A 7,886-nucleotide genomic window follows, 5' to 3' on the forward strand; every position below is an offset into this window, starting at 1 on the left:
TCTTAATTCCTTCGCAGTCATTGTGATAACGCCCTTTCTCTCCATAATGTCCTCCTCCTTCCTTCTGGAGAACATTGTAACCCCTCAAAGGGGACATTTTTAATTTGCTAGAAAGGGACATTATCATTTTGGTATTACATAGAATATGCGCTCTTACTTTGACAAAAACAAACGATTTTTGTTATAGTAGCGGCATGAAAATAGGAATTATAGGACTTCCTCAAGTTGGCAAGAAAATTCTATTTGAAGTTCTGACACAACAAAAATCCAACACACCAGATAATTCAAGAGACATAATCCCTGGCGTTGTAAGAGTAAAGGATACTAGATTTGACAAACTTGTTTCCATATATTCCCCTAAAAACGAGGTTCCTGCAACAATAGACATATCGCTTCTTCCTAAAATAGAAAAGGAAACAGTATCAAGAGGAGAGGTTTTTGCAAAGATCGCAGATGTGGATGCGCTTTGCCATATAGTCCGCTCATTTGAAGATGAATCAGTTTACCATGTTGAAGGTTCAATTAATCCCATTCGGGATATAGCCGCAATTAATTCCGAACTAATTCTAAATGATATGATATTTATAGAAAAAAGACTTGAAAGAATAGATAAAGAGCTTTCAAGAAAAAAGGATATAATTAAAGAAAAAGATAAAGAAATACTTTTAAAACTAAAAGCCCATCTTGAGAAAGAGCTGCCTCTCAGAACTATGCCTCTGAATAAAGAAGAGTTTAAACTAATATTAGCATATCAATTTATTTCTATGAAGCCGATGATAATAGTTTTGAATGTTGAAGAAGAAGATATAAAAGATACGAGTCTTCTTGACTCTGTAAAGCTGAAATACAAAGATCAACAAATGGAGATAATACAAGTTTCCGTTAAGATAGAATCTGAAATAGCCTCTCTTCCAGAAGAAGAGCAAAAAGACTTTCTTTCTGAGCTTGGGATAGAAGAACCGGCAATCAATGCTCTAACAAGATCATTTTATAAAACGCTTGGATTAATATCGTTCTTTACTGTAGGCAAGGATGAAGTTCGGGAATGGATGGTTAGAAAAAATTCTACAGCTCCTGAAGCAGCAGGGGTAATTCACACAGATCTCCAGCGCGGCTTTATAAGAGCACAGGTTATTAAATACGAGGATTTAGTATCCCTTGGCACAGAAGCGAAAGTAAAAGAAGCTGGAAAATGCTATGTTAAAGGGAAAGATTATATTGTAGAAGATGGAGACATAATAGATATAAGGTTTAATGTATGAAATCAGTTCTAATTACAGGATGTTCGTCAGGACTTGGGTTGTATATGGCTGAATCCTTGCAAAAAGATGGATGGAATGTGTTTGCTACTGCAAGAAAGGAACAGGATATTGAGAATTTGAAGATCAAGGGGATTAATGCTTTTTTTCTTGATGTAACAAATTCAGAGTCCATTGAAAAACTTGTTAAATATGTTTCTGAGAAAACAAATGGGAAGCTATATGCGCTGATTAATAATGCAGGATGCGGATATTCAGGAGCTCTTGAGGATATAACAAGAGACGCTATGCGCAACCAGTTTGAAATTAATGTTTTCGGAGTGCATGAACTCACTAATCGAATAATTCCGATCTTCCGTAAAAACAAAACAGGTCGTATTATTAATATAAGTTCTGCTGCAGGAAGGTTCAGCACTCCGTTTATGGGAGCTTATTCAGCATCAAAGTTTGCTCTTGAAGCACTTTCTGATGCATTGCGGCTTGAGCTTAGAAACACAGGTATAAATGTCTCTATTATTGAACCAGGGCCTCTTAAAAGCGATTTCAGCAAAAACGCCTTAGCCATCTTTCAAAATCAGGTCAATCCTCCTGAGAACAGTCATTACAAAGATATATACGAAAAAATGGGTAAATACAGACAGACAAAAGAAACAAAAAAGAACATTCCCGGACCTGATGCTCTTTATAAAAAAGTTAAGCACGCACTGGAGAGTAAGAGACCCAAGATCAGATATCCAGTTACCCTGTCTGCATATCTCGCCTTATATGTTCCCATAATCGTTCCAGCCAGAATTCTTGATTTCCTGACAACGATTTATTTAAACAGGAAATACGGTAAGTTGTGATTTATAAGTCTAATTCTTCTTCTGCTTTAAAAGCGCGGGATTTTTTCTTTTCCGACTGAATTTTTTTTACTCTGAGAATTTTCTCTTTTGTCCTTTTTGATCTCTTGCGTTTCTGTCGCCTTATTTTGGCAATGCGCTTCGCTTCTTCGCTTTTCTTGCCTAGCTGAATCTGCTCTATTTTATCAGCGAGTATTCTGCGGGCTAGGAATCTGTTAAGTACCTGTGAGCGTTCTTTCTGGCATTTGACCTCAATACCTGATGGAATATGCTTAAGATAAACACATGTTGAGGTTTTATTTACTTTCTGCCCGCCTGCGCCGCTGGAACGGACAAAGCGTTCAATGATATCCGATTCATTGATACCCAGCTGTTGCATTTTTTCATGGAGTCTTTTTTCTTTTACCTGACTTATTCCATACTTAGATAAAGCCATACTATATCCATTCACTTATTATTGGTCATTTATCATATTTATGATAACATATTGCGAAATGAATAAAAAATATAACATTATAGCTATCTTCGTTTGCGCCGCGTTATTTTTAAGCGGATGCGCCATTTTGAAACTCCCAGGACAGATAATAGTTGTTGCAGGAAAAATAGTTGTAGTAACGTTGCAAACAACGGGCAAACTGATTACAACCACCGGAAAGATTGTTGCCACAGTAGTTAAGATACCCGGTGGCAGGAAAGTCATAAAACTTACCAAAGTAGGCAATGCCCTATTTGCCAATGCGGTTCTAAACAAGAAAGTAAAAACACAACTGGTTATTGACACAGGGTGTACTCATACACAAATATCCGCAAGAATAGCCAAAAAGCTGAAGATAAAAAAGAATGAAGGCGAAAAAGTTCTGTGTGAATTAGCAAATGGGCAGAAGGTAGAAGGCAGAGCAGTTAATATTAAAGAAATCAAAGTCGGCAAAGTAAAGGCCTATAATGTAAGAGTTGTTATTCTTGACAGAGAGATATCGGGTGAATCGGATGGACTGCTAGGCATGTCTTTTTTGAATAATTTTATTTTTAAAATAGATACTGAAAAAAGTGAATTAACTCTGGAAAAGAGAAAAAAGCCCAATAGATAAAAAGCTCTTTATAAGAGTTAGTTATGAAAAGATCAGAAAAATTTCTAGTGTAAACTTTTTCTCTTTTTTCTCGTCTAACATGATAAAGTGCATACAATGAGTTCTATAAGAAAGGGAAGCAATAAAATGTTCAGATGTATAAAGCTGGTTATTACCTTCTTGTTATTTTTTAGTTTTGCATTGTTTGAAGCTAAAGCTGAAGAAGCGCTTACATGGGAGGCTTGCGTTAAAGAGGCAAAACAAAATCATCCTGATTTACTATCGGCACAGGAAAATTTAAAACAATCCAAAGCAGACAAATCAATAGCCATGAGTACTATGCTGCCGCAGATAAGCGCTGATGCAAGCGACAAAAAATTAGAAACGGATGTTAAAAAAGAATACGAGGCTTCTTCATACAGCATAACAGGAAAACAATTATTATTTGACGGCTTTAAAATAGCTAATGATGTAAAGGCTGGTTCGGAAACTATAAAGGCTTCTCAATATAACTATGCAGTAACGTCTTCCAATATAAGATTAAGATTAAAAACTGCCTTTACTGAACTTCTAAGAACCCAGAAACTTGTTCTTATGACAGAAGAGATAGCTTTGCGCAGAAAACAGAATTCGGAACTTGTAAAATTGCGTTACGAAGCAGGCAGAGAACACAGGGGTTCATTGTTGACCTCTCAAGCTGATTTAGCTCAGGCTGAATTTGAAGTTGTTCAGGCGAAAAGGAGTGTTTCTCTGGCCCAAAGACAATTAACAAAAGAATTAGGACGCAGAAAATTGGTATCTATTGAGGCAAATGGAGATTTCGGAATTACAGAGATCAATAGACAAAAACCAAACTTTGAATATTTAGCTGATAACACGATTTTCTTAAAGGAACTTATTGCTAAGAAAGAAGCGGCTAGATTTGGTTTAAAATCTGCTAAGGCTGACTTTTTCCCTAAAGTTTACGCCAGTGCCACTACAGGAACAACTAACTCGGATTGGCTGCCGGACGAGGATACGTATGCATGGTCGGTTGGTGTAAGCGTATCTTTGCCAATATTCGAAGGCGGAAGCAGAATAGCTAAAATTTCTAAAGCCAAAGCAGGACTGAATAAGGCACAAGCGGATGAACGAAGCGGACGAGATAGTATTATTTTTACATTAGAAGAAACATGGACAGAGTTTCAGAATGCAACGGACAGGGTCTCTGTGCAAAGCAAATATCTTGAAGCCGCTAAAGAACGGGCACAGATAGCTAATGCTCAGTATTCGACAGGACTTGTATCTTTTAATGATTGGATAATTATTGAAGATAATATCGTAAGTGCAAAGAAATCTTTTTTGAATGCTCAAGCAAATATTCTGGTAAATGAAGCTAACTGGATACAGGCAAAAGGAGGAACTCTGGATTATGAAAAATAAGAAGTGGAAAGTTTATTCTATTTTATTAATCGTATTACTTATCATCGGCATAGTGGCAATAAGGACAAATAGAGGCAAGGTTTCTCAAGAAATTGTCAAGGTAATAACGCCAGTCTATGGCAATATTCAAAATTTTATATCAACGACCGGCACAGTACAGCCTCAAAACCGCCTTGAGCTAAAGCCGACAATCAGCGGACGAATTGAGAGTATTTTGGTTAAAGAGGGGGAAAAAGTAAAAATCGGTCAAACCCTTGCATGGATGAGCTCAACGGAAAGGGCAGCTCTTTTAGATGCCGCCAGAGCGCAGGACGAAAAAAGCATGAAATACTGGCAGGATGCGTATAAGCCTACTCCTCTGGTAGCCCCTATTGACGGAGAGGTAATTGTTAGAGCAGTTGAACCGGGTCAGACTGTTACTTCTTCTGACGCTGTGATTGTATTATCGGACCGCCTAATTGTTAATGCTCAGGTTGATGAAACCGATATCGGAAAAGTAAAGCCCGGTCAAACAGCAATCATCAGTTTAGACGCATATCCTCAGGTAAAAGTAGACGCAAAAGTTGACCATATATCCTACGAATCTAAGGTTGTTAATAATGTCACTATTTATGAAGTTGAAATTGTTCCCCAGCGGGTACCCGATGTTTTTCGCTCAGGTATGAGCGCAAACGTAAACATAGTAGAGACAAACAAAGATAATATCTTGATCATACCTCTTGAAGCCCTCAATCGGGATAAAAAAGGCAGTTTTGTCCTTTTAAGTCAAAGCAAAGATGAAAAGTCCCTTAAGCGTGAGGTTCAACCTGGCATTTCTGATGAACAAAACATAGAAATTATCTCAGGGCTGATGCCAGAAGATAAAATAATAATTAAGACCCAGAAGTATATGCCCTCAAAAGGCACAGATGGCGGCAGTAATCCTTTTATGCCTTCTCGTAAGAAAAAGAAGTGATAGAATTAAAGAATATAAACAAGACCTACAAAATTGGCGAAATAGGAGTACAGGCGTTACGTAATGTATCCATGGAGATTACTCCGGGGGAATTTGTTGCCATTATGGGTCCTTCAGGTTCCGGCAAATCAACTCTTCTTCATTTATTAGGTTTTTTAGACAAGCCTGATTCAGGCTCGTACTATTTAGGAAAAAAAGAAGTAGCGAATCTCACTGATGATGAATCAGCTATTTTAAGAAATCGTCTGGCAGGTTTTGTCTTTCAGCAATTTCATCTGCTTCCCCGAATGACTGCCTTGGAGAATGCAGAACTTCCTTTAATCTATGCTGGTAAACGTCACCTAAAAGAGAAAGCTCTACAACAGATTGAGGCGGTTGGTCTCACACAGAGAGCATCTCACAGCCCGAATGAACTTTCCGGCGGAGAACGACAACGAGTTGCCATTGCACGTTCTTTAGTGAATGAACCATTGATTATTTTTGCCGATGAACCAACAGGCAATCTTGACACAAAGAGCGGACAAGAGATTATGGCAATTTTGCAAAGATTGAATCAGAATGGTAAAACCATTGTGATGGTTACCCATGAGAAAGAGATTGCCCAGTACGCAAAAAGAATCATTTGTATGCGCGACGGTAAAATTATTTCTGATGAAAAAATTAAAACTGAGACTGAGAAGGTTTCTTCACCCTCTGTAATCATTCCATTAGAAGACATTCTATCGGAGTCACATTCAACTGTCAGAAAGGCCGAGTTCTTAGACCATATCCGACAGGCTGTTCAGGCCATATTTTCACATAAGATGCGTTCAATCCTTTCTATTCTTGGTATTCTTATCGGTGTTGCAGCAGTAATTGCTATGCTCGCTTTAGGGCAGGGAGCAAAAGAGTCTATTTCGCAAAGATTAGCTTCTTTAGGTTCAAATCTCTTAGTTATAAGCCCCGGCTCCCGACGAACGCACGGAGTAGCTTTAGAAGCCGGAGCAATCACTCGATTTACGCTAAGAGATGCGGAGGCAATCACAAAGCTGCCAATGCTGGAAAAAGTTTCTCCTACGGTAAGAGGTCGTGCTCAACTCGTTTATGGCAATAAAAACTGGAATACACAGGTTTACGGCACAGGAGCAGATTACGCATCCATGCGGGCGTCTATTCCTACTGTCGGCAGGTTTTTTGCAGAAGAAGAGTTACGGATGCGTCAGAAAGTGGTTTTGCTTGGGACTACTATAGTAAAAGAAGTTTTCGAAGATATTAATCCGGTTGGCTCAACAGTCAGAATAAACCGCATAAATTTTAAGGTAATCGGTATTCTGCCGGAGAAAGGAGCAACCGGCTGGCATGACCAGGATGATCTGGTGGTTATTCCTATTACTACTGCTATGTACCGGCTTCTGGGAAAGGATTATGTGGATTCTATTGATGTGCAGGTAAAAGATATTAGTATGATGGAGAAAGCACAATCTTCAATACGCCAGCTTATTATCAAACTTCACCGTCTTGACGAAGACGATGAAAGTTCATTTCGAATTCGTAACATGGCTGAAATTCAGGAAGTTCTAGAGAGCACAACAAGGACAATGACTTTGCTTTTGGGTTCTATCGCAGCTATAGCCCTTTTAGTCGGCGGCATAGGCATTATGAACATTATGCTTGTTTCAGTAACCGAACGTACCAGAGAAATAGGTCTTCGTAAGGCAATAGGAGCACGCAGGAAAGACATACTGTCCCAGTTTCTTATTGAGTCCGTTGTTATGACATTTAGCGGTGGAATAATTGGTATTATATTTGGAGTGGGCATAGCTTCCCTCTTGTCTTTCTTTGCAGGCTGGGCAACTAAGGTTTCTGTATCATCGGTAGTTTTGGCTACGACGTTTTCTGTTGCCGTTGGGATAGGATTCGGCTTCTGGCCTGCCCGTCAGGCTGCAAAACTCAATCCGATAGAAGCGTTAAGATACGAATAAAAGAGTCCCCCTTTGCCTCCGCCCTTTTATTTTGTAGGGGCACAATATTTTGTGCCCTTTTTTCTTTACGTCATTGCGAAGAATGAAATCCAAAGCAATCTCGTTTTTTACATCATTACTCAACTTGATTGAGCAATCCAAAAATTAAATTTATTGAGGTTTTTGGTAATTTGAGGTAGGGTAATATTAAAGTGACTGTTCGATATGTTAGCAAGATTATTTATTTCAATAGTATGTTTAACAAGAGTTCTGCAAAATGGAGAATTAAAGGAAAAAGAAAAAGAGATAGAGAATAAAAAAAGGCAGAAACATACATCAAAGGTAGAAAAAAGAATGTTAAAGAGATTTTCAGAAGGAATTAGACGATTTAAGACATAGTT

8 protein-coding genes are annotated in these 7,886 nt (G+C 38.3%); 7 read left to right on the forward strand and 1 reads right to left on the reverse strand.

Annotation, left to right across the window (positions count from 1 at the left end; translation table 11 throughout):
• Positions 1 to 194: 194 nt before the first annotated feature.
• Both ychF and Q7J67_05005 read left to right on the forward strand, forming a co-directional pair.
• Positions 195 to 1,262, forward strand: coding sequence for a redox-regulated ATPase YchF (gene ychF, locus Q7J67_05000; GenBank protein ID MDO9464637.1), 1,068 nt, complete (start codon positions 195 to 197; stop codon positions 1,260 to 1,262).
• A complete protein-coding gene (locus Q7J67_05005) occupies positions 1,259 to 2,104 on the forward strand; it encodes an SDR family NAD(P)-dependent oxidoreductase (protein ID MDO9464638.1) in 846 nt (281 codons plus the stop codon). The genes ychF and Q7J67_05005 overlap by 4 nt, the downstream gene beginning before the upstream one ends.
• A gap of 1 nt (position 2,105) precedes the next feature.
• Here Q7J67_05005 and Q7J67_05010 read toward each other — a convergent pair whose 3' ends face one another.
• Positions 2,106 to 2,537, reverse strand: coding sequence for a peptide chain release factor-like protein (locus Q7J67_05010; GenBank protein ID MDO9464639.1), 432 nt, complete (start codon positions 2,535 to 2,537; stop codon positions 2,106 to 2,108).
• Between the two features lie 58 nt (positions 2,538 to 2,595).
• Here Q7J67_05010 and Q7J67_05015 point away from each other — a divergent pair, with 58 nt between their 5' ends.
• The 5 genes from Q7J67_05015 (at position 2,596) to Q7J67_05035 (ending at position 7,884) form a co-directional block, all read left to right on the forward strand.
• Positions 2,596 to 3,189 carry a retropepsin-like aspartic protease gene (locus Q7J67_05015; GenBank protein ID MDO9464640.1) on the forward strand — a complete coding sequence of 198 codons (594 nt, stop codon included), beginning with the start codon at positions 2,596 to 2,598 and terminating at the stop codon, positions 3,187 to 3,189.
• 126 nt (positions 3,190 to 3,315) lie between these two features.
• Positions 3,316 to 4,590 (forward strand): TolC family protein, encoded by a 1,275-nt coding sequence (locus Q7J67_05020; protein ID MDO9464641.1) that lies wholly within the window; start codon positions 3,316 to 3,318, stop codon positions 4,588 to 4,590.
• Positions 4,580 to 5,545: an efflux RND transporter periplasmic adaptor subunit gene (locus tag Q7J67_05025; GenBank protein MDO9464642.1), complete on the forward strand. Its 966-nt coding sequence runs from the start codon at positions 4,580 to 4,582 to the stop codon at positions 5,543 to 5,545. Before Q7J67_05020 ends, Q7J67_05025 begins: the two co-directional genes overlap by 11 nt.
• A complete protein-coding gene (locus Q7J67_05030; GenBank protein MDO9464643.1) occupies positions 5,542 to 7,506 on the forward strand; it encodes an ABC transporter permease in 1,965 nt (654 codons plus the stop codon). The genes Q7J67_05025 and Q7J67_05030 overlap by 4 nt, the downstream gene beginning before the upstream one ends.
• Positions 7,507 to 7,710: 204 nt before the next feature.
• The gene (locus Q7J67_05035; GenBank protein ID MDO9464644.1) at positions 7,711 to 7,884 is read left to right on the forward strand and encodes a hypothetical protein; all 174 of its coding nucleotides are present in this window, start codon (positions 7,711 to 7,713) and stop codon (positions 7,882 to 7,884) included.
• Positions 7,885 to 7,886 lie beyond the last annotated feature (2 nt).

The organism is bacterium (assembly GCA_030652805.1).
GTDB lineage: Bacteria > JAHJDO01 > JAHJDO01 > JAHJDO01 > JAHJDO01 > JAHJDO01.

Bases quoted from the DNA above. Each gene is read 5' to 3' on its own strand.
- ychF (MDO9464637.1), top strand. From the start codon at position 195: ATGAAAATAGGAATTATAGGACTTCCTCAAGTTGGCAAGAAAATTCTA.
- Q7J67_05005 (MDO9464638.1), top strand. From the start codon at position 1,259: ATGAAATCAGTTCTAATTACAGGATGTTCGTCAGGACTTGGGTTGTAT.
- Q7J67_05010 (MDO9464639.1), bottom strand. From the start codon at position 2,537: ATGGCTTTATCTAAGTATGGAATAAGTCAGGTAAAAGAAAAAAGACTC.
- Q7J67_05015 (MDO9464640.1), top strand. From the start codon at position 2,596: ATGAATAAAAAATATAACATTATAGCTATCTTCGTTTGCGCCGCGTTA.
- Q7J67_05020 (MDO9464641.1), top strand. From the start codon at position 3,316: ATGTTCAGATGTATAAAGCTGGTTATTACCTTCTTGTTATTTTTTAGT.
- Q7J67_05025 (MDO9464642.1), top strand. From the start codon at position 4,580: ATGAAAAATAAGAAGTGGAAAGTTTATTCTATTTTATTAATCGTATTA.
- Q7J67_05035 (MDO9464644.1), top strand. From the start codon at position 7,711: ATGTTAGCAAGATTATTTATTTCAATAGTATGTTTAACAAGAGTTCTG.